The organism is Pseudomonas soli, from assembly GCF_900110655.1.
Taxonomy (GTDB): Bacteria; Pseudomonadota; Gammaproteobacteria; order Pseudomonadales; family Pseudomonadaceae; genus Aquipseudomonas; species Aquipseudomonas soli.
Genome location: NZ_FOEQ01000001.1, coordinates 353,546 through 379,739, shown reverse-complemented (window position 1 = coordinate 379,739; position 26,194 = coordinate 353,546). Strand labels below are relative to the sequence as shown.

At 61.9% G+C, this 26,194-nt stretch carries 29 protein-coding genes and 1 tRNA gene; 26 read left to right on the top strand and 4 right to left on the bottom strand.

The window, feature by feature from the left end; translation table 11 throughout:
• Positions 1-50: 50 nt before the first annotated feature.
• On the bottom strand, positions 51-1,355 hold the full coding sequence (locus BMY03_RS01740) for an OprD family porin (RefSeq protein WP_094010092.1): 1,305 nt from the start codon (positions 1,353-1,355) through the stop codon (positions 51-53).
• A 762-nt stretch (positions 1,356-2,117) separates the two neighbouring features.
• Between BMY03_RS01740 and BMY03_RS01735 the strand changes: the two genes are divergently transcribed.
• Together BMY03_RS01735 and BMY03_RS01730 are read left to right on the top strand one after the other, a co-directional pair.
• On the top strand, positions 2,118-2,537 hold the full coding sequence (locus tag BMY03_RS01735) for an HIT family protein (protein WP_094010091.1): 420 nt from the start codon (positions 2,118-2,120) through the stop codon (positions 2,535-2,537).
• A gap of 2 nt (positions 2,538-2,539) precedes the next feature.
• On the top strand, positions 2,540-2,752 hold the full coding sequence (locus BMY03_RS01730; RefSeq protein ID WP_232888061.1) for a SlyX family protein: 213 nt from the start codon (positions 2,540-2,542) through the stop codon (positions 2,750-2,752).
• A 19-nt stretch (positions 2,753-2,771) separates the two neighbouring features.
• Here the strand turns inward: BMY03_RS01730 and BMY03_RS26735 are convergent, their stop codons facing one another.
• Entirely contained in the window at positions 2,772-3,365 is a 594-nt protein-coding gene (locus BMY03_RS26735; protein WP_023628702.1) for a cold-shock protein, read from the bottom strand.
• 280 nt (positions 3,366-3,645) lie between these two features.
• On the opposite strand from BMY03_RS26735, the gene BMY03_RS01720 reads away from it, so the two are divergent.
• The 24 genes from BMY03_RS01720 to BMY03_RS01605 all read left to right on the top strand — a co-directional run bounded on the left by BMY03_RS01720 (position 3,646) and on the right by BMY03_RS01605 (position 22,947).
• Positions 3,646-4,119, top strand: coding sequence for a Dps family protein (locus tag BMY03_RS01720; protein ID WP_028690591.1), 474 nt, complete (start codon positions 3,646-3,648; stop codon positions 4,117-4,119).
• A gap of 196 nt (positions 4,120-4,315) precedes the next feature.
• Positions 4,316-4,642, top strand: a complete 327-nt coding sequence (locus BMY03_RS01715; protein WP_052062246.1) for a ribbon-helix-helix domain-containing protein — start codon at positions 4,316-4,318, stop codon at positions 4,640-4,642.
• 88 nt (positions 4,643-4,730) lie between these two features.
• Entirely contained in the window at positions 4,731-4,952 is a 222-nt protein-coding gene (locus BMY03_RS01710) for an FmdB family zinc ribbon protein (protein ID WP_046856766.1), read from the top strand.
• A 94-nt stretch (positions 4,953-5,046) separates the two neighbouring features.
• Entirely contained in the window at positions 5,047-6,822 is a 1,776-nt protein-coding gene (gene aspS, locus BMY03_RS01705) for an aspartate--tRNA ligase (RefSeq protein WP_094010090.1), read from the top strand.
• Between the two features lie 110 nt (positions 6,823-6,932).
• The gene (locus tag BMY03_RS01700; protein ID WP_023628700.1) at positions 6,933-7,685 is read left to right on the top strand and encodes a YebC/PmpR family DNA-binding transcriptional regulator; all 753 of its coding nucleotides are present in this window, start codon (positions 6,933-6,935) and stop codon (positions 7,683-7,685) included.
• A gap of 133 nt (positions 7,686-7,818) precedes the next feature.
• Positions 7,819-8,343, top strand: coding sequence for a crossover junction endodeoxyribonuclease RuvC (gene ruvC, locus BMY03_RS01695; RefSeq protein ID WP_023628699.1), 525 nt, complete (start codon positions 7,819-7,821; stop codon positions 8,341-8,343).
• A gap of 108 nt (positions 8,344-8,451) precedes the next feature.
• Positions 8,452-9,069: a Holliday junction branch migration protein RuvA gene (ruvA, locus tag BMY03_RS01690; protein ID WP_023628698.1), complete on the top strand. Its 618-nt coding sequence runs from the start codon at positions 8,452-8,454 to the stop codon at positions 9,067-9,069.
• Entirely contained in the window at positions 9,066-10,112 is a 1,047-nt protein-coding gene (gene ruvB, locus BMY03_RS01685; protein WP_023628697.1) for a Holliday junction branch migration DNA helicase RuvB, read from the top strand. Before ruvA ends, ruvB begins: the two co-directional genes overlap by 4 nt.
• A gap of 125 nt (positions 10,113-10,237) precedes the next feature.
• Positions 10,238-10,690 (top strand): tol-pal system-associated acyl-CoA thioesterase, encoded by a 453-nt coding sequence (gene ybgC / locus BMY03_RS01680; RefSeq protein ID WP_023628696.1) that lies wholly within the window; start codon positions 10,238-10,240, stop codon positions 10,688-10,690.
• A gap of 2 nt (positions 10,691-10,692) precedes the next feature.
• Entirely contained in the window at positions 10,693-11,388 is a 696-nt protein-coding gene (tolQ, locus tag BMY03_RS01675) for a protein TolQ (protein WP_023628695.1), read from the top strand.
• 14 nt (positions 11,389-11,402) lie between these two features.
• On the top strand, positions 11,403-11,855 hold the full coding sequence (gene tolR, locus BMY03_RS01670; RefSeq protein WP_023628694.1) for a protein TolR: 453 nt from the start codon (positions 11,403-11,405) through the stop codon (positions 11,853-11,855).
• Entirely contained in the window at positions 11,855-12,931 is a 1,077-nt protein-coding gene (gene tolA, locus BMY03_RS01665; protein ID WP_094010089.1) for a cell envelope integrity protein TolA, read from the top strand. Before tolR ends, tolA begins: the two co-directional genes overlap by 1 nt.
• 47 nt (positions 12,932-12,978) lie before the next feature.
• A complete protein-coding gene (tolB, locus tag BMY03_RS01660; protein ID WP_201754910.1) occupies positions 12,979-14,229 on the top strand; it encodes a Tol-Pal system beta propeller repeat protein TolB in 1,251 nt (416 codons plus the stop codon).
• A gap of 54 nt (positions 14,230-14,283) precedes the next feature.
• On the top strand, positions 14,284-14,781 hold the full coding sequence (pal, locus tag BMY03_RS01655) for a peptidoglycan-associated lipoprotein Pal (RefSeq protein ID WP_008090230.1): 498 nt from the start codon (positions 14,284-14,286) through the stop codon (positions 14,779-14,781).
• Positions 14,782-14,787: 6 nt separating this feature from the next.
• Positions 14,788-15,597, top strand: a complete 810-nt coding sequence (ybgF, locus tag BMY03_RS01650; RefSeq protein WP_023628691.1) for a tol-pal system protein YbgF — start codon at positions 14,788-14,790, stop codon at positions 15,595-15,597.
• Between the two features lie 160 nt (positions 15,598-15,757).
• Positions 15,758-16,405, top strand: a complete 648-nt coding sequence (queE, locus tag BMY03_RS01645; protein ID WP_094010354.1) for a 7-carboxy-7-deazaguanine synthase QueE — start codon at positions 15,758-15,760, stop codon at positions 16,403-16,405.
• A gap of 10 nt (positions 16,406-16,415) precedes the next feature.
• Positions 16,416-17,090, top strand: coding sequence for a 7-cyano-7-deazaguanine synthase QueC (queC, locus tag BMY03_RS01640; protein WP_050704481.1), 675 nt, complete (start codon positions 16,416-16,418; stop codon positions 17,088-17,090).
• A gap of 61 nt (positions 17,091-17,151) precedes the next feature.
• Positions 17,152-17,227, top strand: a tRNA-Lys gene (locus BMY03_RS01635).
• 301 nt (positions 17,228-17,528) lie between these two features.
• Entirely contained in the window at positions 17,529-18,380 is an 852-nt protein-coding gene (locus BMY03_RS01630) for an STAS domain-containing protein (protein ID WP_094010087.1), read from the top strand.
• A 4-nt stretch (positions 18,381-18,384) separates the two neighbouring features.
• On the top strand, positions 18,385-18,747 hold the full coding sequence (locus BMY03_RS01625) for an STAS domain-containing protein (protein ID WP_023628760.1): 363 nt from the start codon (positions 18,385-18,387) through the stop codon (positions 18,745-18,747).
• On the top strand, positions 18,744-19,148 hold the full coding sequence (locus BMY03_RS01620) for an anti-sigma regulatory factor (protein ID WP_023628759.1): 405 nt from the start codon (positions 18,744-18,746) through the stop codon (positions 19,146-19,148). The genes BMY03_RS01625 and BMY03_RS01620 overlap by 4 nt, the downstream gene beginning before the upstream one ends.
• Entirely contained in the window at positions 19,145-20,155 is a 1,011-nt protein-coding gene (locus tag BMY03_RS01615) for an ATP-binding protein (protein ID WP_094010086.1), read from the top strand. The genes BMY03_RS01620 and BMY03_RS01615 overlap by 4 nt, the downstream gene beginning before the upstream one ends.
• On the top strand, positions 20,148-21,011 hold the full coding sequence (locus tag BMY03_RS01610; protein WP_094010085.1) for a sensor histidine kinase: 864 nt from the start codon (positions 20,148-20,150) through the stop codon (positions 21,009-21,011). The genes BMY03_RS01615 and BMY03_RS01610 overlap by 8 nt, the downstream gene beginning before the upstream one ends.
• Positions 21,001-22,947 (top strand): response regulator, encoded by a 1,947-nt coding sequence (locus tag BMY03_RS01605; RefSeq protein ID WP_094010084.1) that lies wholly within the window; start codon positions 21,001-21,003, stop codon positions 22,945-22,947. Before BMY03_RS01610 ends, BMY03_RS01605 begins: the two co-directional genes overlap by 11 nt.
• A gap of 47 nt (positions 22,948-22,994) precedes the next feature.
• On the opposite strand, the gene BMY03_RS01600 is transcribed toward BMY03_RS01605, so the two are convergent.
• Positions 22,995-24,281 (bottom strand): NAD(P)/FAD-dependent oxidoreductase, encoded by a 1,287-nt coding sequence (locus BMY03_RS01600; protein ID WP_094010083.1) that lies wholly within the window; start codon positions 24,279-24,281, stop codon positions 22,995-22,997.
• 53 nt (positions 24,282-24,334) lie between these two features.
• Positions 24,335-25,888, bottom strand: a complete 1,554-nt coding sequence (locus BMY03_RS01595) for an amino acid permease (protein ID WP_094010082.1) — start codon at positions 25,886-25,888, stop codon at positions 24,335-24,337.
• Between the last annotated feature and the right edge of the window lie 306 nt (positions 25,889-26,194).

Below are 26,194 nucleotides of genomic sequence, written 5' to 3'. Positions count from 1 at the left end.
AGCCCGGCGATCGCCGGGCTTCTTCATCTTGGGGCGTCGCAAACCTGGGTTTACAGGATGCTCAGTGGGTACTCGACGATCAGGCGCAGTTCGTCCAGCGAGTTGGAGTAGACCGCGTCGGAGGAACGATAGGTAGCCTGGCGGACACGGAAGCTCAGATCCTTGGCCGGGCCTTCCTGCAGGACGTACTTGATGTCCACGTCGCGTTCCCATTCCTTGCCGTCGTTGGTGTCGGCAGTGTGGGCGCCGGTGCCGCGGACGTAGCGGGTCATGAAGGTCAGGCCTGGTACGCCGAACTCGGCGAAGTTCAGGTCGTAGCGGACCTGCCAGGATTTTTCGCCTTCGGCGTTGAAGTCCGAACGGGCTACCGAGTTGGCCAGGAAGATACTGCCGCCACCGTCGATGCCATAGGCATATTCGCCATCACCGGTGACTTTCTGGTAAGCCAGGGTAAAGGTGTGGGCACCGATATTGTACGCACCGGAGAAGCTGTAGGCGCGGTTGTCGAGTTTGTCGCCGTCGGCGGTGGCGCGGTACAGGTTGTCGCCTTCGCCTTTGGTGTCATAGATGTTGAAGTCGAACACCAGGCCTTGCTTGTCCGAGATCGGCAATGCCCAGTTGACATTGGCGTAGTACTTGCGCCAGTAGTCTTCGACCTTGGAGTAATAGAGGCTGGTCGACAGGCTGTCGGTGAAGGCGTAGGAGCCACCGAAGACGTCTGCTTCCTTCAGGCCGCGGCGACCCAGACCGTCACTGATACTGTCGCGGTCGGTTTCCGCTTGGGCTCTCATGCTCTTGAAGCGGCCGGCATGCAGGGTCAGGCCTTTGATTTCATTGCTGGTGAGCAATGCGCCTTGCGCGGTTTCGGGCAGCAGGCGGCTGTCATCGGTGGCGAACACCGGCAGGGCGGTAAATTGGTCGCCGACCTTCAGGACGGTGTCGGAAATACGGAATTTAACGGCGGCGCCACCCTTGGAGTAGTCATCCTGGGAGCGCTGGTCGGATCCGGTAGGGAATAGGCCGGTGCCCGAGTAGCCGCGGCCGCTGTCAAGCTTGATGCCCAGCAGGCCGATGGCGTCGACGCCTACACCCACGGTGCCTTGGGTGAAGCCCGACTCGAAGGTGCCGATGAAGCCTTGACCCCATTCGCGCTGGTCGTGGCGCAGGCCGGCGAGTTTGTTGCCGGCCGACTCGGTGTTGCGATAGTCACGGCTGAAGTACAGGTTACGCATCTTGACGTTCAGCTTGCTGTCTTCGACGAAACCTTTCGACTCATCCTGCGAAGAGGCGACAGCCATCTGCGAAGTCCCTGCCGCTACGGCCAGGGCGATCATGCTCCACTTCATCACGCGCATCGTGATTTGCTCCTTTGGTTTTTAGGAAGAGTACCGCCGCACCCAAGTGTTTTAGTTATAGGGCCGGCTCTTTCTTGTTATGTCGGCGAAAATGTATATCACGCGGACTATTCTTGGCGATATGGGCAGAAACAACCTTTCGGTAACTTTATGGCCATGTCGCTGTCAGTTGTCTCCATGTCGCAAATCACGCCCGTTTTATAGAGGCGTACAACGCCAGCGCTGTCTCGAAACCGTCATGTTTGTATAAATACAAAGTACGGCTTGTGAAACTCCCTGGTTTATCCGATGCCGCTGTTGTTATTTGTCGCATTCACCCTGCAGTGCAGGTAGCGTGCCGACTTGGCGTGTAACGAATGCAACAAGCATGCTCAAAATCACGAACCTTTGATGAAATTTTCACAAAGACCCTGCCTGTAGCCGGAAAACCTCCGAAAACACGGGCTGCGACCGCTTCGGTGGCAGTTCACGGCGGTCTCTGGCGTATGTGTGTGAAGCTGCCTTCCAAGTCAAGGTGTTACCGACGATTGTTTATCCTGGCTGTTTTATGTGACGGATGTGTGGTGGAGGTCTGACGAGCGGCATCATTTTGGTGCGAAAAGTAGCGCTGTGTTACCGAAGCGGGGCGTTGATGTTGTCATTCGCGTGCTACAAATGGTTCGAATCGGCGTCGGCGGGTGTGGCAGATGCCGAAGCAGAGTATCCTTGCGCCCCTGTGCCCGGCCGGTTGGAAGGGCTGTATCGCTAGTAAGGAGGTTTGCCGTGTTCACTCTCGATTCGCGTCTGCAGGAGGATTCCCTGGTATTGGGCGACCTGCCGCTGTGCCGCCTGCTGCTGAGCAAGGATGCCAACTACCCGTGGTTCATCCTGGTGCCGCGTCGCGCCGATATCACTGAAGTGTTCGAGCTCGAGGAAGCGGATCAGCAGCAGTTGTGGGTCGAGACGAGCGCCCTGGCCGAGGCGTTGAAGGATGTCTTTGCCGCCGACAAGATGAACGTCGCAGCCCTGGGCAATGTGGTCAGCCAGCTGCATATGCATGTGATCGTGCGCCACCGTGGTGATGCCGCCTGGCCCGCCCCGGTCTGGGGCAAGGTGGCGGCCATCGGCTACACCCAGGAGCAGCTCGATGATATTCGCCAGCAAGTGCGTGCGCTGCTGGGTGAGAGCTTCAAGGAGGCTTGAGGATGTCGCAGGAACTGGAAATGCGCATGATCGAGCTGGAGACCCGCCAGGCGTTTCAGGATGACAGCTTGCAAGCGCTAAATGATGTGATTGTCGAGCAGAGTCGAGTGATCGAGCGCCTGCAATTGCAGGTGGCGGAGCTGATCAAACGCTACGAGGAGATGGCTGGCCAGCAGGGCGGCGGGGAAGAAGAAGCGCCGCCGCCTCACTATTGAGCACGGCGGCGGCACGGGTTCAGCGGCGCGCGACGGCGACCACGTCTTCGGCCTGCAGGCCTTTGTCGCGGTGCATCACCGAGAACTCCACGCGCTGGCCTTCGACCAGCACCCGGTGGCCCTCGCCGCGGATGGCGCGAAAGTGCACGAAGATATCGTCACCGGAGTCGCGGGAGATGAACCCGAAGCCCTTGGAGGTGTTGAACCACTTCACTGTGCCGGTATCGCGCTGGCCGGCCTCCGTGGGATTACCCTGGCTGGCGCGGGCCTTTCGCGTGCCGCGAACGAAGCCAGCCACCAGGTGCAGCACGCTGGCGAGGAAGGCACAGGCCAGTGCTGGCAGGTTGCCAAGCTCCGGCCGGGCCAGCAGGGTGAGGGTCTGCAGGACCACGGCCACGACCAGCAGGATGCTGGTGGCGTGTTGCAGCTGCTGGCGCATGCCTTTGTAGTACTGTGGCAGTACCGGGGCAATCACCAGGTTGAGCAGGCCGAGCAGCGCCAGGTAGACGGCCTCGGGTTGCTGCAGGAAGGGTGTCGCGTCAGTTTTCAAGGTGGGTATGAGCGATAGCAGCAAAGCCGCCACGCCCGTCACCAGATGGACGATCTTGAACATTGGGTTTGGCTCACGTTGATAAGGCCGATCACAGGATGAGCTGGTCGCACGGTGCGCGTGAACTGTAGGCGCGAAAACGTGACGGGCCAGCCTATGCACCCGGCACTGACAATCCGCACGGGTGGCACACTGCCTATTTAACAGCAAAGGCGGGGGCTTCTCAAACCGATTGGCGCCGACGGCTGTCAGTGCAGCCTTGTGCCGCATGCGCCGGTAACCAACTCTTGTTAGAGTGTTTGCTGCCCGCTTGATGATCAAGCCTTATGGAAAGGGGAGCTTCATGGCAATCGATATCGGTATCAGTGAAGAAGATCGCAAGTCCATCGTCGATGGCTTGTCCCGCCTGTTGTCGGATACCTATGTGCTGTATCTGAAAACCCACAACTTCCATTGGAACGTCACCGGTCCGTCGTTCCGCACCCTGCACCTGATGTTCGAGGAGCAATACAACGAGCTTGCCCTGGCGGTCGATTCGATCGCCGAGCGTATCCGTGCCCTGGGCTTCCCGGCGCCGGGTTCCTATGCCTTTTATGCTCGCCACTCTTCGATCAAGGAAGAGGAGGGCGTGCCGCCTGCCGAAGAGATGATCCGCCAGTTGGTGCAGGGGCAGGAGGCCGTGGTGCGTACCGCTCGCAGCATCTTCCCGGTGGTGGACAAGGTCAGCGACGAGCCGACCGCCGACCTGCTGACCCAGCGCATGCAGGTGCACGAAAAAACGGCATGGATGCTGCGCGTCCTGCTCGACGGGAACTGATTACCGCTTGACCGTCGTTTGGTCCAACTAAGCCAGGCCCGATGCCTTCATAGGTATCGGGCCTGCGCGTTTGCGGGGAAGGCTTTGCCGCTGCTATCGGCATGATCGGGTGGCGCTTCATGAAACACATGGATCCGTTCGCAAGGCGGGCGGGGGTGTGGTTTCGAGATGATGGAGCGGTGCGGTGGACAATCCGATGCGTGGTATCGACGGCAATGCGAGGCACAGGCAGGGTGCGGGCAGCCCCCGGGTCGATCCGTTCAGGCGGGACTTCGACATGGCGCAGGCGGGGCCTGTGTCACGCTCGGTGCGGCTCAACGGTTTCGCCACCTGCCTGCGTCTGGAGGTGGTGTACTGGCGCATCCTGGAGCGCATCGCCCAGGCCAACCGCTGTTCGGTGAGCGCGGTGCTGTCCTATGTGGACCGCGAGGTGCACCTGCGCCATGGCGGGGTAAGGAATTTCAGTGGGTTGGTCCGGGTGATCTGCGTCACCTGGTTGCAGGAGGGGCGGGACGTACACTGATCGCCGGGCTGCACAGCACTCCTTAACCATATATAATCCCGCTCTTTGCTGCCTTGGGCAGCGTGCGATGTGGTTGACGAGAGACGCCATGCCCCTTTACGACTATCAATGTGCATCCTGCGAACACCGCATGGAGGTGTTGCAGAAGATCAGTGCCGCGCCGCTGACCGATTGCCCGGCATGCCAGGCGCCGGCATTGAAGAAGCAGCTGTCGGTCCCCGGCTTCCGCCTGAGCGGCAACGGCTGGTACGAGACCGACTTCAAGACCGGGGCAAAAAAGAATCTGGCAGGCGGCGACAAGGCCGACTGAGTTGAATTGCACCGACCAGGTCTTGCAGTATTAGCCCCTTGGGCGGCCAAGACCTCCACCGAACATACGAATCACGAGAAGCGAAACCACGACCATGATGCGCAGCCATTATTGCGGCCAACTGAACGAGTCCCTGGACGGCCAGGAAGTCACCCTCTGCGGCTGGGTCCATCGTCGCCGCGACCACGGCGGGGTGATTTTCCTCGATATCCGTGACCGCGAAGGCATGGCCCAGGTCGTGTTCGACCCGGATCGCGCCGAAACCTTCGCCGCCGCCGACCGTGTGCGCAGCGAATACGTCGTGCAGATCACCGGCAAGGTACGCAAGCGCCCGGATGGCGCGGTGAACGCCAACATGGCCTCCGGCGCCATCGAGATCCTCGGTTACCAGCTGACCGTGCTCAACGAGGCGGAAACGCCGCCGTTCCCGCTGAACGAATACTCCGACGTGGGCGAAGAAACCCGCCTGCGCTACCGCTTCATCGACCTGCGTCGCCCGGAAATGGCCGACAAGCTGCGCCTGCGTTCGCGCATCACCAGCAGCATCCGTCGCTTCCTCGACGAGAACGGCTTCCTCGACGTCGAGACGCCGATCCTCACCCGCGCCACGCCGGAAGGCGCCCGTGACTACCTGGTGCCAAGCCGTACCCACGCCGGCAGCTTCTTTGCACTGCCGCAGTCGCCACAGCTGTTCAAGCAGCTGCTGATGGTCGCCGGCTTCGACCGCTACTACCAGATCGCCAAGTGCTTCCGCGACGAAGACCTGCGTGCCGACCGCCAGCCGGAATTCACCCAGATCGACATCGAGACCAGCTTCCTCGACGAGTCCGAGATCATGGGCCTCACCGAGAGCATGATCCGCAAGCTGTTCAAGGAAGTCCTGGACCTGGAGTTCGGTGACTTCCCGCACATGACCTACGAAGAGGCCATGCGCCGCTACGGCTCCGACAAGCCGGACCTGCGTATCCCGCTGGAACTGATCGATGTTGCCGACCAGCTCAAGGATGTCGACTTCAAGGTCTTCGCCGGCCCTGCCAACGATCCGAAGTGCCGCGTCACCGCGCTGCGCCTGCCGGGCGGCGCCAGCATGCCGCGCAGCAAGATCGACGAGTACACCAAGTTCGTCGGCATCTACGGTGCCAAGGGCCTGGCCTACATCAAGGTCAACGAGCGCGCCAAGGGTGTCGAGGGTCTGCAGTCGCCGATCGTCAAGAACATCCCCGAGGCCAACCTCAACACCATCCTCGACCGCGTTGGCGCCGTCGATGGCGACATCGTGTTCTTCGGCGCCGACAAGGCCAAGATCGTCAGCGAAGCCCTGGGCGCGCTGCGTATCCGCCTGGGTCATGACTTCGAGCTGCTGACCTGCCAGTGGGCACCGATGTGGGTCGTCGACTTCCCGATGTTCGAAGAGAACGAAGACGGCAGCTTCACCGCGCTGCACCACCCGTTCACCGCGCCGAAGTGCACCCCCGAGGAGCTGGAGGCCAATCCGGCCGCCGCGCTGTCGCGTGCCTACGACATGGTGCTCAACGGCACCGAGTTGGGCGGCGGTTCGATCCGTATCCACCGCAAGGAAATGCAACAGGCGGTGTTCCGCCTGCTGGGTATCGAGGCGGCGGAACAGGAAGAGAAGTTCGGCTTCCTCCTCGACGCCCTGAAGTTCGGCGCACCGCCTCACGGTGGCCTGGCCTTCGGCCTGGACCGCCTGGTCATGCTGATGACCGGCGCGCAGTCGATCCGTGAAGTGATCGCCTTCCCGAAAACCCAGAGCGCCGCGTGCGTCATGACCCAGGCCCCGGGCCTGGTCGACGCCAAGGCCCTGCGTGAGCTGCACATCCGTCTGCGCGAGCAGACCAAGGTCGAGTGATCGATCGGGGTGCCCCGGTAACGGGGTGCCCCCGCGCTTGAGGCGCAGGATTCTTCACGTTCCGCCCTTCGGGGCGGAACCTGTTTCTGTTTCAAGGATTTGGAGTCGTTATGGCCGGTCATTCCAAGTGGGCGAACATCAAGCACCGCAAAGAACGCCAGGATGCCAAGAGAGGCAAGATCTTCACCAAGTGGATCCGCGAACTGACCGTCGCTGCCAAGCAAGGTGGTGGTGATCCGGCGTCCAACCCGCGCCTGCGCCTGGCGCTGGACAAGGCCCTGGGTGCCAACATGAGCCGCGACATCATCGATCGCGCCGTGGCCCGCGGTGCCGGCACCAACGAAAGCGACAACGTCGAAGAGCTCAGCTACGAGGGTTACGGCCCGGGCGGCGTGGCGATCATGGTCGAAGCCATGACCGACAACCGCAACCGTACTGCCGCGGCCGTGCGGCATGCCTTCACCAAGTGCGGCGGCAACCTCGGTACCGACGGTTCGGTGGCCTACCTGTTCGAGCGCAAGGGGCAGATCAGCTTCGCTGCCGAGTTGAACGTGGACGAGGATGCGCTGATGGAAGCCGCGATGGAGGCCGATGCCGACGATGTGGTGGTCAACGACGACGGCTCCTTTGACGTGTTCACCTCGTTCAACAGCTTCTATGCCGTGCGCAACGCCCTGGAAGAGGCCGGCTTCAAGGCGTCCGACGCCGAGATCGTGATGCAGCCGACCACCAGCGCCGAGCTGGACCAGGACGGTGCGGAGAAGGTGCTCAAGCTGATCGACATGCTCGAGGACCTGGATGACGTGCAGAACGTCTACTCCAACGCACAGATCTCCGATGAGATCATGGAAACGCTGGGCTGATCGTTTCGGCTATCGGCTGTAGCGCGGGGCAAGCCCGCTCCCACAAGGCCTGCGCCAGATTGCGGTGTAGTCTTTGTGGGGGCGGGCTTTTCCCGCGATAAGGCCGGCAAATTCGCACACCTTTGTAGGCGCTATGACTCTCATTCTTGGTATCGATCCCGGCTCGCGCATCACCGGTTTTGGCGTGGTCCGCCAGACTGCCCGTGGCTGCGAGTACGTGGCGTCGGGCTGTATACGCACTGGCGGCGGTGAGCTGCACGAGCGTCTGCAGATCGTCTTTCGCGGTGTCAGCGAGATAATCCGCCAACATGAGCCGGTGACCATGGGCATCGAGCGGGTGTTCATGGCGCGCAACGCCGATTCGGCGCTCAAGCTTGGCCAGGCCCGGGGGGCGGCCATCGTCGCCGCCGCCGAGGCGGGCCTTGAGATCGCCGAATACACCGCCAGCCAGGTCAAGCAGGCCGTGGCCGGCACCGGCGGCGCCAACAAGGAGCAGGTGATGATGATGGTCATGCACCTGCTCAAGCTGACCCAGAAACCGCAGATCGACGCCTCCGACGCCCTGGCCATCGCCTTGTGCCATGCCCATACCCGCTCCAGCCTTATCCCCCACGGGTTGGCGACAGCCCGGCGCCGTGGCGGACGCTTGCGTCTGTAACCGCTTCATGCGGTGATACACATTTTGTCCGGGTGAAGCACTCTCCCGGCGCATTTGCTGATAGGGTGGACCGGTTTTCGACCGGCGCCCGAGAGGAAGGATCGGAACGTGATTGGACGTTTGCGTGGCACCCTGGCGGAAAAACAGCCGCCGCACCTGATTATCGACGTCAACGGCCTGGGCTATGAGCTCGAAGTGCCGATGACCACGCTGTACCGCCTGCCCAAGCTGGGCGAGACCGTCACCCTGCACACCCATCTGGTGGTGCGTGAAGACGCTCATCTGTTGTACGGCTTCTTCGAAAAGCGCGAGCGCGAGCTGTTCCGTGAGCTGATCCGCCTGAATGGCGTTGGCCCGAAACTGGCGCTGGCGCTGATGTCGGGGCTCGAGGCCGACGAACTGGTGCGCTGCGTCCAGGCCCAGGATGCCTCGGCTCTGGTGCGAGTGCCCGGTGTGGGCAAGAAAACTGCCGAGCGCCTGTTGGTCGAGCTCAAGGACCGCTTCAAGGCCTGGGAAACCTCGCCGGCCATGTTCGCCCTGGTGTCCGACGGCCCGGTGCCGGTGGCCAGTGTTTCCAACGCCGAGGCCGATGCGGTCAGCGCCCTGGTGTCACTCGGTTACAAGCCGCAGGAAGCCAGCAAGGCGATTGCCGCCATCGAGGGCAAGGCCAGCCTCAGCAGTGAGGAACTGATCCGTCGCAGCCTCAAAGGGATGATTACCAAGTGATCGAGACCGACCGCCTGATCGCCGCCTCCGGACGCGACCGCGAAGAGGTCCAGGATCGTGCGATCCGCCCGCTGAGCCTGGACGAGTACATCGGCCAGCCGGTGGTGCGCGAGCAGATGTCGCTGTTCATCCAGGCCGCGCGCGGGCGCAGCGAATCACTTGATCACACTCTGATCTTCGGTCCTCCGGGTCTGGGCAAGACCACGTTGGCCAACATTATCGCCCACGAGATGGGCGTGTCGGTCAAGAGCACCTCCGGCCCGATTCTCGAGCGGCCCGGTGACCTGGCAGCGATGCTGACCAATCTCGAGCCGCATGACGTGCTGTTCATCGACGAGATCCATCGCTTGTCGCCGGTGGTCGAGGAGGTGCTCTATCCGGCGATGGAAGACTTCCAGCTGGATATCATGATCGGCGAGGGCCCGGCTGCGCGCTCCATCAAGCTCGACCTACCTCCGTTTACCTTGGTCGGCGCCACCACGCGTGCCGGGATGCTGACCAACCCGCTGCGTGACCGCTTCGGTATCGTCCAGCGCCTGGAGTTCTACAGCGACAGGGACCTGGCGACCATCGTCAGCCGTTCGGCCGGCATCCTCGGCTTGCCCATGGACGACAAAGGCGCATTCGAGATCGCCCGCCGGGCGCGTGGCACCCCGCGGATCGCCAATCGCCTGCTACGGCGGGTGCGCGACTTTGCCGAAGTGCGTGGCAAGGGTGAGATCACCAAGGCGGTCGCGGACATGGCGTTGAACCTGCTGGATGTCGACGAGCGTGGCTTCGATCACTCTGACCGGCGTCTACTGCTTACCATGATCGAGAAGTTCGACGGTGGTCCGGTGGGGCTCGACAATATTGCCGCGGCGATCGGCGAGGAGCGCCACACCATCGAAGACGTGCTCGAACCTTACCTTATTCAGCAAGGCTATATCATGCGCACCCCTCGTGGGCGCGTGGTCACCCGGCATGCCTACCTGCACTTCGGCCTCAACATTCCCGGGCGTTTCTGCGAGGGTGGCGAATATGCCGCGCAAGACGACGAATGACAGATCGAATCGGCATTTTTGCGGTCCTACCGCTGGCATGCCCAGGGCTCGCTGGCAATACGACATTATCGATGCAAAAACAGTTGCCGCAGCGGATTGGCAAGCACAGGAGTAAGCACTAGAGTATGCGCGCGCAAAATGGGCTGGAACCGTTCGCACACCGCTGTCGCGTCTATTACGAGGATACCGACGCCGGTGGCGTGGTGTATTACGTCAACTACCTCAAATTCATGGAGCGCGCACGCACCGAGCGGCTGCGTCACCTGGGGTTCTCCCAGGCCCAGCTGGCGCAGGACAACTTGCTGTTCGTGGTCCATTCCAGCGAGGCGCGCTATCACGCGCCGGCCCGCCTGGACGACGAGCTGCGGGTAACCGCGCAAGTACTTGAATTGAATCGTGCCAGCCTGCGCTTCGTGCAGCAGGTGTGGCGAGCAAAGGATGAAGTGCTGCTCTGCGAGGGGCAGTTCCTGGTGGCCGCCGTGCGCGCCGACACTTTCAAACCCCGGGCCATTCCCCCAGAACTGCGCGACGCCTTCCTGGCGGACGGCACGGGTACTCAATCGAACGCAGGAGAATAAGCGTGGAAGCAAACGTCGTCGACCATACCTCCATGTGGAGCCTGGTCGCCAATGCCAGTGTCGTGGTTCAGCTGGTAATGCTGACCCTCGTGGCAGCCTCGGTGACCTCTTGGATCATGATCTTCCAGCGCAGCACCATGCTGCGCGCCGGTCGTCGTGCACTGGACGCTTTCGAAGAGCGCTTCTGGTCGGGCATCGACCTGTCCAAGCTGTACCGCCAGGCGGGCAGCAACCCTGACCCGGACTCGGGTGTCGAGCAGGTCTTCCGTGCCGGCTTCAAGGAATTCTCGCGCCTGCGCCAGCAACCAGGTGTCGACCCGGACGCGGTCATGGAAGGGGTAGGGCGTGCCATGCGCGTGGCCATCTCCCGCGAGGAAGAAAAGCTCGAGCAGAGCCTGCCGTTCCTGGCCACTGTCGGTTCCACCAGCCCGTACATCGGTCTGTTCGGTACCGTATGGGGCATCATGAACTCCTTCCGTGGCCTGGCCAGCGCCCAGCAAGCCACCCTGGCCACCGTGGCCCCGGGCATTGCCGAGGCGCTGATCGCCACTGCGATCGGCCTGTTCGCCGCGATCCCGGCTGTTATCGCCTACAACCGTTTTGCCGCGCGCAGTGAAGTGCTGATCGGGCGCTACTACACGTTCGCCGACGAGTTCCAGGCGATCCTGCACCGCAAAGTACACACCAGCGAAGAGTGATCAGGTAGAAACCCATGGCCCGAGTTCGCCACAAACGCAAGCCGGTCGCCGAGATGAACGTGGTGCCCTACATCGACGTGATGCTGGTGCTACTGGTTATCTTCATGGTGACCGCCCCGATGCTCAACCAGGGCGTGAAGGTGGACCTGCCCAAGGTTTCCAGCGAAGCCCTGCCGCAGGACAACAACGTCCAGGTCCTGACCATCTCGATCAAGGCCGACAAGACCTACTATTGGAACCTCGGCAGCGAAGTCGACACCGACAAGCAGATGGACAAGGCCATGACCTTGCCGGAAATGACCAGCGCGGTGACCAAGATCATCGCCGCCGGTCGTGACCAGGGCAAGCAGACCCAGGTCTTCATCCGTGGCGACAAGGCTGTCGACTACGGTGCGGTGATGGGCGCCATGGGCGGGTTGCAGAAGGCCGGTGTCGGTAACGTTGGCCTGATTACCGAGGCGCCCTGATGCAACAGCGAGAGCCATCCGCCTCGGAAAGCTACTTCTGGCCCAGTGTCTGGGCCATTGCGCTGCACGTGCTGGTGTTCGGCATGCTGTTCGTCAGCTTTGCCATGACGCCCGAGCTGCCGCCCTCCAAGCCTATCGTCCAGGCCACGCTGTACCAGCTCAAGTCCAAGAGTCAGGCGACCACCCAGACCAATCAGAAGATTGCCGGGGAGGCGAAGAAAACCGCCTCGCGCCAGACCGAGGTCGAACAGCTGGAGCAGAAGAAGGTCGAGCAGGAGGCCGTGAAGGCCGCGGAACAAAAGAAAGCCGACGCCGCTCAAAAGGCCGAGGAGGCTCGCGAAGCCGCCGAGGCGAAGAAAGCCGAAGACGCCGCGAAGGCCGCCGAGCAGAAGAAAGCCGCCGAGGCCAAGAAAGCCGAGGAAGCGAAAAAGGCCGCCGAGAAACAGCAGGCCGACATCGCCAAGAAGAAGGCTGAGGACGAAGCCAAGAAGAAGGCCGAGGAAGAAGCCAAGAAACAGGCCGCGGAAGAGGCGAAGAAGAAAGCCGCCGAAGACGCGAAGAAAAAAGCAGCCGAGGACGCCAAGAAGAAAGCGGCGGCCGAGGACGCGAAGAAGAAGGCAGCTGAAGAGGCCAAGAAAAAGGCCGCTGCAGACGCCCAGAAGAAAAAGGCACAGGAAGCGGCCCGCAAGGCGGCGGAAGACAAGAAGGCCCAGGCACTCGCCGAGCTGTTGTCCGACACCACCGAACGGCAGCAGGCGCTGGCCGACGAGCAGGGTGACCAGGTGGCCGGCGACTTCGACGATTTGATTCGCATGCGCGCGGCCGAAGGTTGGGCGCGTCCGCCATCCGCGCGCAAGGGCATGACGGTAGTTCTGCAGATCAACATGCTGCCGGACGGCACCATCACCAACGTGAGTGTGGCCAAGTCCAGTGGTGACGGTCCGTTCGATAGCTCGGCCGTGGCCGCAGTTAAGAACATTGGTCGGTTGACCGAGATGCAGGGCTTGAAGCCGAGCGATTTCAATCCGTATCGTTCATTCAAGATGACATTTACACCTGAGGATCTAGCGTTGTGATTAAACGTCTGAGAGGACTCCTGGTCTTGCTCTGCTGTGTGGCAGGCATGGCGATGGCAGAGGAAAAGAACATCCTGGTCACAAGCGGTAGCGACCGGGCAACGCCAATTGCGGTAGTGCCGTTCGGTGTCCAGGGCGGCAGCGTGCTGCCGGAAGACATGGCCGATATCATCGGCAACGACCTGCGCAACTCCGGCTACTACGCGCCGATCCCGCGGCAGAACATGATCAGCCAGCCAAGCCAGGCCAGCGAAGTGATCTTCCGTGATTGGAAAGCGCTGGGCGCCCAGTACGTCATGGTCGGCAGCATCGTGCCGGCTGGTGGTCGCCTGCAGGTGCAGTACGCCCTGTTCAATGTCGCCACCGAGCAGCAGGTCCTGACCGGCAGCGTGGCCGGTGGCGTCGACCAGCTACGCGACATGTCGCACTACATCGCCGACCAGTCGTTCGAGAAGCTCACCGGCATCAAGGGTGCGTTCTCCACCCGCATGCTGTACGTGACCGCCGAGCGCTTCTCGACCAATAACACCCGCTACACCCTGCAGCGTTCGGACTACGACGGTGCCCGTGCAGTAACCCTGCTGCAGTCGCGTGAACCGATCCTGTCGCCACGTTTCGCGCCGGATGGCAAGCGTATCGCCTATGTCTCGTTCGAGCAGAAGCGCCCGCGCATCTTCATCCAGCACATCGACACCGGTCGCCGCGAGCAGATCACCAACTTCGAAGGCCTGAACGGCGCTCCCGCCTGGTCGCCTGACGGCACCCGCCTGGCGTTCGTGCTGTCGAAAGACGGCAACCCGGACATCTATGTGATGAACGTGGCTTCGCGCCAGATCAGCCGTGTCACCGCCGGCCCAGGTATCAATACCGAGCCGTTCTGGGGCAAGGATGGCAACACCCTGTACTTCACCTCCGACCGTGGCGGCAAGCCGCAGATCTACAAACAGTCGGTCGGTGGTGGTGGTGCCGAGCGCGTGACATTCGTGGGTAACTACAACGCCAACCCGAAACTTTCGGCGGACGAAAAGACCCTGGTGATGATCCATCGCCAGCAGGGTTTCACCAACTTCAAGGTGGCCGCGCAGGACCTGCAACGTGGAAGTGTAAAGATTCTCTCCGAGACCAGTCTTGATGAGTCTCCCACTGTTGCGCCAAACGGCACCATGCTAATCTACGCCACCCGCCAGCAGGGCCGGGGAGTCTTGATGCTCGTGTCGCTTAACGGCCGCGTGAGGCTCCCGCTTCCTACCGCTCAAGGCGAAGTCAGAGAACCGTCCTGGTCCCCTTACCTGAACTGATTGCGGCGTAACACGTTTTGCTTAACACACTGGGGTTTCATTAGGAGTTTCACGATGGAAATGCTGAAGTTTGGTAAATTCGCTGCGCTGGCTCTGGCCATGGCTGTAGCTGTAGGTTGCTCCTCGAAAGGCGGCGACAACGCTGGTGAAGGCGCTGTTGATCCGAACGCTGGCTACGGTGCCAACACTGGCGCTGTCGACGGTTCCCTGAGCGAAGAAGCCGCCCTGCGCGCAATCACCACCTTCTACTTCGAATACGACAGCTCGGACCTGAAGCCAGAAGCCATGCGCGCTCTGGACGTTCACGCCAAGGACCTGAAGTCCAACGGCAACCGCGTTGTCCTGGAAGGCAACACCGACGAGCGCGGCACCCGCGAGTACAACATGGCTCTGGGTGAGCGTCGTGCCAAGGCCGTTCAGCGCTACCTGGTTCTGCAGGGCGTTTCCCCTGCTCAACTGGAACTGGTTTCCTACGGCGAAGAGCGTCCAGTTGCCACCGGCAACGACGAGCAGTCCTGGGCTCAGAACCGTCGCGTAGAACTGCGTAAGTAAGTTCCTATGCGTATGTGCCGTCGTGCTGTAACCGTCCTCGCACTCAGCCTGCCCCTTTCGGCGTGGGCTGCGGTTCCCGTAGTAGATGACAACGCGGGTGGTTATCCACCCGCGGGTTATGGCACGAGCGGCGCCTATGCCGGAGCAGGGGCTTCGGCCCCTGCTTCTGCTAATGGCCAGCTGTTCATGCAGCTGCAGCAGATGCAGGACCAGATTTCCCGCCAGCAGGGCATCATCGAAGAGCTGCAGAACGATGTGTCGCGCATGAAGCAGGAAAACCTCGAGCGCTACCAGGATCTCGACCGCCGCATCAGCAGCGGTGCCGCGCCTGCCGCGACTCCAGACAATTCTTCCACCGGTGGCGCGAACAGCGCAGCCACGGGTGCGGCCGCCGGCGCCAATGCCGCGCAGCCACCGGCCGCGAGCAGCGAGCCGGGCGATCCGGCGAAAGAGAAGCTGTATTACGACGCCGCTTTCGACCTGATCAAGCAGAAGGACTTCGACAAGGCCAGCCAGGCCTTCAACGCCTTCCTGCGCAAATACCCCAACAGTCAGTACGCCGGCAATGCCCAGTACTGGCTTGGCGAGGTCAACCTGGCCAAGGGCGACCTGCAAGGCGCCAGCCAGGCGTTCGCCGAGGTCGGCCAGAAGTACCCGAAACACAGCAAGGTGCCGGATTCGCTGTACAAGCTGGCCGACGTCGAGCGCCGCATGGGCCACACCGACAAGGTCAAGGGTATCCTGCAGCAGGTCATCACCCAGTACCCCGGCACTTCCGCCGCGCAACTGGCGCAACGCGACCTGCAAAAGCTTTGAACGATCCGTTGAAGAAGAAACCCGCGCTTGTCGCGGGTTTTTTCGTTAGAATCACGGCCCTTTTTTCGTAAACACGCTGCCGCGGATAACGCTTTGTCGAGTCCGCGACAGTGCCTGACGGAGGCGGACAGCCTGTTCAGCTGTCACGCCCGTGGCGATCATGCAAGACACATTACGCATCACCGAAGTGTTTTACTCGTTGCAGGGTGAAACGCGAACGGCCGGGCTGCCCACGGTTTTCGTGCGCCTGACCGGTTGCCCCCTGCGCTGCCAGTACTGTGACAGTGCCTATGCATTCAATGGCGGCACTATCCGCACCCTCGAGTCCATCCTAGAGCAGGTGGCCGGCTTCAAACCGCGCTATGTTTGCGTGACCGGCGGCGAGCCATTGGCACAGCCCAACGCGCTGCCTCTGCTGCAACAGCTGTGCGACGCCGGTTATGAAGTGTCGCTGGAGACCAGTGGCGCCCTCGATATAAGTGGTGTCGACACAAGGGTCAGCCGTGTGGTCGATCTCAAGACTCCAGGCTCCGAGGAGTCTCACCGCAATCGCTACGAGAATATCGAGCTGCTGACCGGCAACGATCAGGTCAAGTTCGTCATCTGTTCTCGCGAGGACTACGATTGGGCGGTTTCCAAGCTGATCCAGTACAACCTGGCCGAGCGCGCCGGTGAAGTGCTGTTTTCGCCCAGCCACCATCAGGTGAGCGCCACCGACCTGGCCGACTGGATCGTCGCCGACAACCTGCCCGTGCGCTTCCAGCTGCAGCTGCACAAGCTGCTGTGGAACGACGAACCTGGACGCTGAGGAGAAAGACATGACTGACAAACGCGCGGTAATCCTGCTGTCCGGTGGCCTGGATTCGGCCACTGTGGTAGCCATGGCCAAGGCCGACGGCTACCAGTGCTACACCATGAGCTTCGACTACGGCCAGCGCCATCGCGCCGAGCTCAACGCCGCGGCACGGGTTGCCCGTGACCTGGGCGTGGTCGAGCACAAGGTGATCGGCCTGAACCTCGATGGCATCGGTGGCTCGGCCCTGACCGACAGCAGCATCGATGTGCCTGAGGCGCCGAGCGAAGGGATCCCGGTCACCTACGTGCCGGCTCGCAACACCGTGTTCCTGTCTCTGGCGCTGGGCTGGGCGGAAGTGCTTGAAGCTCGTGACATCTTCATCGGCGTCAACGCCGTGGACTATTCCGGCTACCCGGACTGCCGCCCGGAGTTCGTCGAGGCCTTCGAGCGCATGGCCAACCTGGCTACCAAGGCCGGGGTGGAAGGGCAGGGCTTCCGTATTCAGGCGCCACTGCAGAACCTGAGCAAGGCGCAGATCGTCCAGGCGGGTATCGCCCGTGGCGTGGACTACAGTCTGACCGTTTCTTGCTACCAGGCCGATGATGACGGGCGTGCTTGCGGCAAGTGCGACAGCTGCCGCTTGCGCGCTGATGGATTCAAGGCCGCCGGCGTAGAGGACCCCACTCGGTATTTTTGAAAAAAGTTGCGATTGGGTGTTGAATTCTTCTGAGAAATCAGTAATATACGCGCCATCCAACGGGTCGTTAGCTCAGTTGGTAGAGCAGTTGGCTTTTAACCAATTGGTCGTAGGTTCGAATCCTACACGACCCACCATATTCTCAGCCTTTCCGGTCTGGAATGGTTGATACGAAAAACCCGCCCTATTGGCGGGTTTTTTCGTTTCTGGGCCAAAATACACAAAGACTTGGTGCTTTTTGAGCTGACACGCTCTATCGCACGTTGTCGCTGATCCAGCCACTCTCATTATTCCCTTCGCAAATGCCCGCTTCTCCGGCGCGGTGGCTTTTTGCATTTATCTTTTCATTCTCTACAACTATTTGCAGCGCTAAATGTCATTCTTGGCAGGTCGGCTGTTCATGGGGATGCCGGCCTAACCGCATAGGAGCGAACGCACATGGCATCACTGCACGGCAGCACATTGGAAGCAATCAAGCACAATCATGCGCAACTGTTGGTGCAATGGGTAGCGGCGCTTGAGGCCAATGGCGCTACCCGTAATATCAAGGAGCAAACCCTGTCGCAGGAAACCCGCGATTTCCTGCAACTGCTGATCGATGTCTTGCAGGCAGACAGTGGCAATGACATTGTCAGCAGCGACTGGGACGAAGCCCGCCGGTTCCTGGAAAGGCTCTCGGCCAGCCGTGCCCAACTGGGGCACGACTCGCACCAGGCGGCGTATTTCATCTTCGCCCTCAAGCGGCCCCTGTTCAGCCTGCTGCAAACGCATTTCAGCGACGACCCGGCGCGCTTGGCCGAGCAACTGTGGTTGATCTCCGAATTGCTCGACACTTTAGGGATGCACACCATCCGCACCTTCCAAAAGACCCGCGAAGCGGTTATCAAGCGCCAGCAGGAAGAGTTGCTGGAGCTGTCCACTCCGGTGGTCAAGCTGTGGGATGGCGTGCTGGCCCTGCCGCTGATCGGCACGCTCGATTCGCAACGAAGCCAGACCGTGATGGAGTCGTTGCTGCAACGTATCGTCGACACCGGTTCGGAAATCGCCATCATCGACATCACTGGTGTGCCGACTGTCGATACCCTGGTCGCCCAGCATCTGCTCAAGACCGTCACCGCCATCCGTCTGATGGGCGCCGACTGCATCATCAGCGGCGTGCGCCCGCAGATCGCGCAGACCATCGTGCATCTGGGGCTGGACCTGGGCACCCTGACCACCAAGGCCAACCTCGCCGATGCCCTGAAGCTCGCGCTCAAGCGCTTGGGCGTGAACCTGGGCGAGCAGGTATAAGCCCATGGAGCGTATCCCGATTTTGCGGATGGGCGAGTTCCTGCTCGTTACCATTCAGGTCGACATGCATGACAAGCTGGCCATGCGCTTGCAGGACGACCTTACCGACCGCATCAGCGCCACTTCCGCCCGAGGGGTGTTGCTCGACATCTCGGCGCTGGACATGGTCGATTCGTTCATTGGCCGGATGATCGCTGACATCGCCAGCCTGTCGCGGCTGATGGATGCCCGAGTGATGGTGGTGGGCATGCAGCCGGCCGTGGCCATTACCTTGGTGGAGCTGGGCTTGACCCTACCTGGGGTGAGCACGGCGTTGGATGTGGAGCGTGGCATGCAGCGGCTCAGCCAGCATGTGAGGCGGCCATGAGCGGCGAGCACAGTGGCAGCCTGCCGGTACGCATCGAGCAGGATGTGGTACTGGCCCGGCAGTTGGCACGCAAACTGGCCAGCGACTGCGGCATGCGCCTGGTGGATCTGACCAAGCTGGTTACCGCCGTCAGCGAGCTGGCACGCAACACCGTGGTCTATGGCGGCGGGGGCGATATGGATTGGCAGGTGCTCGAGGAAGCGGGCCGCACCGGTGTGCGCTTGTTATTTCGCGACGAAGGGCCAGGCATCGCCGACCTGAAGCTGGCCCTGACCGATGGCTGGACCTCCGGCAATGGCCTTGGCCTGGGCTTGACCGGTGCGCGCCGTCTGGTGGACGAGTTCGAGCTCGACACCGTGCCAGGAGAGGGCACGCGAGTGACGATCACGCGATGGATATGAACATTCCCGCCAGCAGGACGCTGGTCCTGCCCCTGGATGAGGCCAGCCAGGTCGGGCACGCCCGGCGCACCGCACAGCGCCTGGCAGAGCAACAAGGCTTCGACAGCGAGGAGGCTGGCCGAGTGGCATTGCTGGCTACCGAGCTGGCCAGCAACGTGCTCAAGCACGCCGGACAGGGCGCCTTGCACCTGCGCACCGTGCCTGGTGCCAGTGGCCTGGGCATCGAGTTGGTGGCAGTGGACCGGGCCCAGGGGTTCGATGCTCAGACATGCCTGGCCGATGGTTATTCCACCGGCGGCACCCAGGGTATTGGCCTGGGAGCGGTGACACGCCTGGCCGAGGTGTTCGATATGCACACCGACGCTCGCGGCTCGGTGATCATGGCTCGCGTGTACCGACGCGATGCCAAGAACCGCGATCTGCGCATCGGTGTAAGCCATCATGCGTTACATGACGATCCGGCTTGCGGCGACACCTGGCACGTCAAGCTCACCCATGGGCGCCTCAGCGCCTTGCTGGTCGACGGCCTGGGGCATGGCACGCAAGCCGAGGAGGCGGCCCAGAGCGCTGCAGCGGCATTCGCCGAGCACGCCTTTATGGATCCACTTCTGCTGATCGAGCGGCTGCACCTGGCGATGAGCAGTACCCGCGGCGGCGCGGTGGCCATCGCCCAACACGATCTGCGCAGCGGCCATATGGCCTTCACCGGCATCGGTAACATCGGCGCCAGCCTGGTGGCGCCGACGCGGATGCGCGGTATGCCTTCGCTGCCAGGGATCGTCGGCGGGCAATATCGCAAGGCCCAGGTCTTCGACTACGCTGACGTGACTGGCAACCTGCTGATCCTCTACAGCGACGGCCTGCAGTCGCGCTGGAACCTGCAAGAGTACCCCGGGTTGGTGCATCGCCATCCGGCGGTGATTGCTACCGTGCTGCACCGCGATTTTTGCCGGGGGCGGGACGACGTGACGGTGCTGGTCATCGACCTGGAGCCAGACCATGGCTGAGCTTCCCATGCAAGACGCCGAGCAGTTTGCGCGCCTGCAGGCTGAAAATGAGGCCCTGCGCGCCGAGCTTGAAGAAACCAATCAAGGAGTGCTGGCCCTGTATGCCGAGCTCGACATCCAGGCCGAGCACTTGCGCCAGGCGTCAGACCTGAAAAGTCGCTTCCTGTCGTACATGAGCCACGAGTTCCGCACCCCGCTGGGCTCGATACTGAGCATCACCAGTCTGCTGGCCGACGAGCTCGACGGGCCGCTGTCGGAAGAGCAGCACCGCCAAGTGGCCTTTGTCAGCAATGCGACCCGCGAGTTGTCGGACATGGTCGATGACCTGCTCGACCTCGCCAAGATCGAAGCCGGGCGCATCACCATCTCGCCGGCCTGGTTCGACATGTTCGACCTGTTCGCGGCGCTGCGCGGGATGTTTCGGCCGATCGTCGACGCCACGGCGGTCGACCTGATTTTCGAAGAGCCGGTGGGGCTGCCGCGTCTCTACACCGACGACAAGAAACTAGCGCAGATCTTGCGCAACTTCATCTCCAATGCCTTGAAGTTCACCACCCGCGGTGAAGTGCGGGTATCGGCGCAACTCGTCGATGCTCAACACATCCGCTTCGCCGTCAGCGACACCGGCATCGGCATCGCCTCGGACCTGTTGGGTACGCTATTCGAGGATTTCGCCCAGGTCGATTCACCGTTGCAAAAACGCCTGCGTGGCACCGGGCTGGGGCTGTCATTATGCAAGCGTTTCGTCGCGCTGCTAGGCGGGGAGGTGGGCGTGCACAGCGAGCCGGGTGTCGGTTCAACGTTCTTCGTGATCATTCCACTGGCTTTGGCCCAGGATAACGTTGATGAAACCTGACCTGCGCTTGCTGATCGTCGACGACAACGTCGCCACCCGTTACGCCCTGCGTCGTCGTCTCGGTGCGCACGGTTACGAAGTGCTTGAGGCGGGCACCGGCGGGGAGGGGCTGGCGCTGATTCGCGACGAGCAAGTGGATGCACTGATCCTCGACGTCAACCTGCCGGACATGAGCGGTTTCGACATTGTCCGGCTGCTGCGTGAGGACAGCCGCACGGCGCTGTTGCCGGTGATCCACGTGTCGGCGGCATCGATCCAGAGCGGCGATATCATTACCGGCTTGAATGCCGGTGCTGATGCCTATCTGGTCCACCCGGTAGACCCGGATGTGCTGCTGGCCACCCTGCGCACCCTGTTGAGGGTGCGCGATACCGAGCGGGCCTTGCGCCAGAGCGAGGCGCGCTTCCAGGAAATCTTCCGGGGTGTGTCCGCCCCCATTGCCGTACTCGACGGCAACCTGAAGGTGCACGAATGCAATCATGCCTTCGCCCACCTGGTGCAGGACAACCGCGATCCGCAACGCCTGTACGAGTGCTTCGCCGATGGCCAGCTGAACGCGCTTGAGGAGTTGCGCCAGCACCTGGTACGGGGGGCGCGCTGGAAAGGCACGCTGGGCATGCGTCTGCATGGTCAACCGCGCGACACTGAGTGGCAACTTTCCCCGTACCAGGCGCCTGGCCTATGCCTGGTGTTCGTCGAGGACATTACCGAACACCGTCACCGCGAGCGCTCGCACCTGGCACGCCTGGACGATGCCAACAGCCAATTGGCCAAGGAAGTAGCCGAGCGCGTGCGCACCGAGGCGCAACTGTTGCAGTTGCAGAAAATGGACGCCCTGGGCAGTCTCACCGGGGGCATCGCCCACGATTTCAACAACCTGCTTACCGGCATCATCACCAGCCTTGAGCTGATCCGCAAGCGGGTGGCGGAAAACCGTGTGGATAAGGTGCCGAAGTACGCCGAGGTGGCGCTGAGCTCGGCCAACAGCGCCGCTGTGCTCACCCAGCGGCTGCTGGCCTTTGCCCGTCAGCAACCGCTCGATACCCGTCCAGTTGACGTCAACCAGCACGTGCGCTCGCTTGAGGAACTGGTGACCCGCACGATCGGTGAACGAGTCACCCTGACCCTGGAGCTGTCCACCCTGCCGGCCATCGCCCTGGTCGACCCGGTGCAACTGGAAAGCGCGGTGCTCAACCTGGTCATCAACGCCCGCGATGCCCTGCCCAAAGGCGGGCACATCTGGGTCAATACCTCGGCGGTCTGGTGCCAAGGCGACGCCAACCTCGCCGATGGCGCCTACGTTGCCGTGACCGTGCGCGACAACGGCAGCGGCATCGAGGCCGGCTTGATCGACAAGGTCTTCGATCCGTTCTTCACCACCAAGCCCCTCGGCCAGGGCACTGGTCTGGGCTTGTCGACCATCTACGGTTTCGCTCGCCAGTCGGGTGGGCATGTGGAGCTGCGCAGCGTTGTTGGCGAGGGTACCGAGGTGACGCTGTTGCTGCCGGCCAGCGATGAGGCGGCGGTCAGCGTGGACCGCGAGGTAGGGAATGACCAGCAGGGCAATGGCGAGCACGTGCTGATCGTGGAGGACACGGCCTCGGTCCGACTGTCGGTGGCCGAGGCGCTGGGCGAGGCAGGGTACCGCTGCACACTGGCGTCGACCACCGATGAGGCGTTGCAGCATCTGCAGCAACTGCAGAGCATCGACCTGTTGCTGACTGATGTTGGATTACCCACCATGAGTGGGCGAGAGCTGGCTGATATCGCACGGTTGCATCGACCGGGGCTGCCGGTGCTGTTCATGACCGGGTATGCCGATGCGGCGCTGGACCGCCAAGCGTTCCTGGGGGCTGGGATGGACATGCTGGTCAAGCCATTCAAAATGTCGGAGTTGCTCGACAAGGTCAAGCGCGCGGTAGTGCGTTTGGGCTGATGGCGTACCGTCTTCTTCTAGGCATTTCCAGCAATGGCGTGCCGACGTCAGCGGTTTAGGCGCCGTGCATCGAAGGCGTCTCGTGCTTGATAAGCGGTGTAGGTGGCCTGCGCCGCCAGCAGGCCGGCCACGCCAAAGGTCCGGTCTAGGCCGAACTGGCTGAAACCGCTCGGGATCGGCTGGCGGTGAGCGATGGCCTGCGCCAGGACTTCGCCGGCAACGGTGGTCGGTGCCATGCCATGGCCGCCGAATCCGACCGCATGCCATATGCCGTTACCATCCTGGCCAATCTGCGCCATCTGGTGGCGTCCGTAGCTCATCAAGCCGCCCCAGGCGTATTCCAGTTCCACGTCTTCGAGTTGCGGGTAGACGCTGACCAAGTCAGCCTTGAGCAACCTGGCGATGGCCTGGGGCCCGCGGTCGAGGATGGAGATGCGTCCACCCCAGAGGATCCGGGTGTCTTTCAACGGGCGGTAGTAGTCGAAGGCGAAGCGTGTGTCGTAGATGGCCGACTGGCAGTTGATGGCATCCGGCAGGTGCGCGCCCAGTGGTGGAGTGGTCACTATATAGGTGGCGATCGGTAGCACGGCGCGCTCGATCGGGGGGTAGACGCCTCGGGCGTAGCCCCCTGCGCTGAACACGACCTCCTCGGCATGAACCTCGCCCTGGCGGGTGCGCACGATGTAACCGCCAGCCTTCTTTTCGATGCCGGTCACCGGCGACTGCTCGTAGATTGTCACCCCGGCTAGGGTGGCAGCCTCGGCGATGCCGCAGACGTATTTGAGCGGGTGGAAGTGGAATGCGTTGCGCTCCAGCAACCCGCCGTAATAGCGTCCGGTCCTGAGCTGTTCCTTCAGTTCGCCTGGGGTGATGTATTGCCAGTCGACGCCATAGGCCTCCTTCATCAACTGGCGCGGCTTGTCCAGGCGCGATGGGTCGTTGAACCAGTTGGCGAGGATCACGCCCTGGTCGACCAGATCGCAATCGATGGCGTAGCGATGGGTGCGCTCGCGAATGAGGTCGACGGCCTCGAGGGTCAGTCGATACAGCTTGCGGGCCTCGTCGGCGCCCAGTGCCGACAGCAAGTCCGCGCTGCCGAGACTGTAGCCGCCGAAGACGAAGCCGCCATTACGCCCCGAGGCACCGTGGCCGATACGTTGTGATTCAAGAATCGTCACGTCGCTCACTCCGCGCTCGGCAAGCCCTATCGCGGTCGAAAGCCCGGCCAGACCGCCGCCCAGGATGCACACACGGGCATCGGTGCGTCCCGTTTGGGCAGGGTAGAGGGTTCTGCTGGCACTGGCTTCGTAGTAGGAGTCGAGGGTGCTGTTCATAAGGGTTCCATGACGCAGGTGGGCGGACCGAGGCGGGTCCGCCAATGGAGTTTTCAGGCGGGCTGCTGGCTGGCCGCGACCGCCTCGACGCAGGGCTCTGCGTTGCTGTGTTGGGTCTTGCGTGTCTCGATATAGGAGAAATCCATTTCCCTGTAGCGCACCACCCTGGAGCCGGTAAGCAGCTTGCGTCCGAGCCACACCACCACGAACAGCACCAGCCCGACATAGGTGGCGAAGGCGCCGATCCAGTCGATCTGGCCGCCGATGAAGGCCTGGTAGTTCTGCCCGAGCATCACCACCATGCACAGGCCGAAGGCGAACAGGGGGCCGAATGGGAAGTACTTCGAGACATACGGCAGTTTCGCCAGGTCGTTGCCATGGAACAGGTATCCGCGACGGAAGCGGTAGTGGCTGATGGCGATGCCAAGCCAGGCAATGAAGCCGAGCATGCCGGAAGTGTTCAGCAGCCACAGGTACAGCTTGCCGGGGCTGAACAGGAAGCTCAGCAAGCACAGGCCGGCGACCGCTGCAGTTGCCAGCAGCGCCCACACCGGGGTGCCGCTGCGCGTCACCCGGGCGAATATCGCCGGCGCCTTGCGCTCCAGGGCGAGGCTGTAGAGCATGCGCGAGGAGGCGTACATGCCCGAGTTGCCGGCGGACAACACTGAGGTCAGGATTACCGCGTTCATCACTGCGGCGGCGGCGAGCATGTCAGCCTTTGAGAAAATCAGGGTAAATGGGCTGATGGTGATGTCCGAAAGGCCGTCCTTGAGCAGGCGGGGGTCGGTGTAGGGGATCAACAGGCCGATCACGATGATGGTGAACACATAGAACAGCAGGATGCGCCAGAAGATCTGGCGAACTGCCTTGGGAATGTTGCGCCCAGGGTTTTCCGTTTCGCCTGCGGCGATGCCGACGAACTCGGTACCCTGGAATGAGAAGCCGACGATCATCGCCACGCCGATCAGGGCAGGCAGGCCGCCGGCGATCGGCGCATCGCCGAGCTGCCAGAGGTGGGTGCCGCCCTCCTGCCCACCGTCAAGGATGCCCAGCAGCATCAGGATGCCCACGCCAATGAACAGGATGATGGTGACGACCTTGATCAGCGCGAACCAGAATTCGGCTTCGCCGAAGAAGCGCACCGAGGCGACGTTGAGGGCGAACAGCAGGACCAGGAAGGCTGCGCTCCAGATTACGCCCGGGGTGTCCGGGAACCAGTAGACCATGATGATCTGCACGGCCACCAGGTCCACGGCGATGGTCACTGCCCATGAATACCAGTAGTTCCAGCCCAGGGCGAAGCCGAAGCTTTCGTCCACGTAGTGTGAGGCGTAGGTAGAGAACGAACCGCTGACCGGCATGCATGCGGCCAGCTCGCCGAGGCTGGTCATCAGGAAATACACCATCAGGCCGATCACCGCGAAGGCCAGCAGCGCGCCACCGGGGCCGGACTGGGCAATAGTGGCGCCAGAGGATACGAACAGGCCGGTCCCGATAGAGCCGCCAATGGCGATCATGTTCAGGTGACGGCTGGTGAGGGTGCGTTTCAGGTGTCCGGAAGGTGGGGCTGCTGCAGTCAAACTTCCGTTGTTGTACGAATGGGTCATGGGCAACCTATTGGATCTGCATGCGAGTGAGTTGTTGTTTTTGTTGTGAACTGACCACTTCAAGTTTGCAGTTGTCGGGCGGATAGGCCCTCGATCTGCCTACAGCTTCTCCAGAGCTGCGGCGCGGAACGATTGCTTTGATTGAAATCAGTATTGGCGTTGAAAGGTGTTCGCAACAAACGACAATTAGTTGCTACATCATTACTTTTTGGAATACATGGTTTCGTCATATTTTCCTGAGTAAAACCGTTTAGTTGCACGCATCCAACTGAATTGCCCATATTTACTGAGGGCAATAGACGTCAT

Excerpts from the sequence above, each read along its gene's own strand:
- BMY03_RS01740 (WP_094010092.1), bottom strand. The coding sequence starts at position 1,355 with ATGCGCGTGATGAAGTGGAGCATGATCGCCCTGGCCGTAGCGGCAGGG.
- BMY03_RS01730 (WP_232888061.1), top strand. The coding sequence starts at position 2,540 with ATGTCGCAGGAACTGGAAATGCGCATGATCGAGCTGGAGACCCGCCAG.
- BMY03_RS26735 (WP_023628702.1), bottom strand. The coding sequence starts at position 3,365 with ATGTTCAAGATCGTCCATCTGGTGACGGGCGTGGCGGCTTTGCTGCTA.
- BMY03_RS01720 (WP_028690591.1), top strand. The coding sequence starts at position 3,646 with ATGGCAATCGATATCGGTATCAGTGAAGAAGATCGCAAGTCCATCGTC.
- BMY03_RS01715 (WP_052062246.1), top strand. The coding sequence starts at position 4,316 with ATGCGTGGTATCGACGGCAATGCGAGGCACAGGCAGGGTGCGGGCAGC.
- BMY03_RS01710 (WP_046856766.1), top strand. The coding sequence starts at position 4,731 with ATGCCCCTTTACGACTATCAATGTGCATCCTGCGAACACCGCATGGAG.
- aspS (WP_094010090.1), top strand. The coding sequence starts at position 5,047 with ATGATGCGCAGCCATTATTGCGGCCAACTGAACGAGTCCCTGGACGGC.
- BMY03_RS01700 (WP_023628700.1), top strand. The coding sequence starts at position 6,933 with ATGGCCGGTCATTCCAAGTGGGCGAACATCAAGCACCGCAAAGAACGC.
- ruvC (WP_023628699.1), top strand. The coding sequence starts at position 7,819 with ATGACTCTCATTCTTGGTATCGATCCCGGCTCGCGCATCACCGGTTTT.
- ybgC (WP_023628696.1), top strand. The coding sequence starts at position 10,238 with ATGCGCGCGCAAAATGGGCTGGAACCGTTCGCACACCGCTGTCGCGTC.
- tolR (WP_023628694.1), top strand. The coding sequence starts at position 11,403 with ATGGCCCGAGTTCGCCACAAACGCAAGCCGGTCGCCGAGATGAACGTG.
- tolA (WP_094010089.1), top strand. The coding sequence starts at position 11,855 with ATGCAACAGCGAGAGCCATCCGCCTCGGAAAGCTACTTCTGGCCCAGT.
- tolB (WP_201754910.1), top strand. The coding sequence starts at position 12,979 with ATGGCGATGGCAGAGGAAAAGAACATCCTGGTCACAAGCGGTAGCGAC.
- pal (WP_008090230.1), top strand. The coding sequence starts at position 14,284 with ATGGAAATGCTGAAGTTTGGTAAATTCGCTGCGCTGGCTCTGGCCATG.
- ybgF (WP_023628691.1), top strand. The coding sequence starts at position 14,788 with ATGCGTATGTGCCGTCGTGCTGTAACCGTCCTCGCACTCAGCCTGCCC.
- queE (WP_094010354.1), top strand. The coding sequence starts at position 15,758 with ATGCAAGACACATTACGCATCACCGAAGTGTTTTACTCGTTGCAGGGT.
- queC (WP_050704481.1), top strand. The coding sequence starts at position 16,416 with ATGACTGACAAACGCGCGGTAATCCTGCTGTCCGGTGGCCTGGATTCG.
- BMY03_RS01630 (WP_094010087.1), top strand. The coding sequence starts at position 17,529 with ATGGCATCACTGCACGGCAGCACATTGGAAGCAATCAAGCACAATCAT.
- BMY03_RS01625 (WP_023628760.1), top strand. The coding sequence starts at position 18,385 with ATGGAGCGTATCCCGATTTTGCGGATGGGCGAGTTCCTGCTCGTTACC.
- BMY03_RS01620 (WP_023628759.1), top strand. The coding sequence starts at position 18,744 with ATGAGCGGCGAGCACAGTGGCAGCCTGCCGGTACGCATCGAGCAGGAT.
- BMY03_RS01615 (WP_094010086.1), top strand. The coding sequence starts at position 19,145 with ATGAACATTCCCGCCAGCAGGACGCTGGTCCTGCCCCTGGATGAGGCC.
- BMY03_RS01610 (WP_094010085.1), top strand. The coding sequence starts at position 20,148 with ATGGCTGAGCTTCCCATGCAAGACGCCGAGCAGTTTGCGCGCCTGCAG.
- BMY03_RS01605 (WP_094010084.1), top strand. The coding sequence starts at position 21,001 with ATGAAACCTGACCTGCGCTTGCTGATCGTCGACGACAACGTCGCCACC.
- BMY03_RS01600 (WP_094010083.1), bottom strand. The coding sequence starts at position 24,281 with ATGAACAGCACCCTCGACTCCTACTACGAAGCCAGTGCCAGCAGAACC.
- BMY03_RS01595 (WP_094010082.1), bottom strand. The coding sequence starts at position 25,888 with ATGACCCATTCGTACAACAACGGAAGTTTGACTGCAGCAGCCCCACCT.